The 239-nt window shown below is 56.9% G+C and carries 1 protein-coding gene; it reads left to right on the forward strand.

The features are described from left to right. Nucleotides 1-239, forward strand: a 239-nt coding sequence (locus QN378_RS23415; RefSeq protein ID WP_323551252.1) for a contractile injection system protein, VgrG/Pvc8 family, incomplete at both ends; no start/stop codon positions are given.

Consider the following 239-nt stretch of genomic DNA (forward strand, 5'->3'; position numbering starts at 1 on the left):
CACAAAGCGGCTTTTCTCAGCTTCGGCCCGGACGGCGAAGGTCTGCATGGGCACATCCACTCGATCCATAAAAGCAATTCCTGCGCGCGGCTGACGCACTACGTCGCGGTGCTGAAACCCTATCTGGCCTACCTGGAACACAGCAGCCATCGCCGTTCGTTTCAACAGATGAGTGTGCCGGACATCATCCTTGAAGTGCTCAAGGAACACGGCCTGTTTAGCGGCCTGGATGTGCAGTT

The sequence above is a fragment of the Pseudomonas sp. 10S5 genome (genome assembly GCF_035019745.1).
GTDB lineage: Bacteria > Pseudomonadota > Gammaproteobacteria > Pseudomonadales > Pseudomonadaceae > Aquipseudomonas.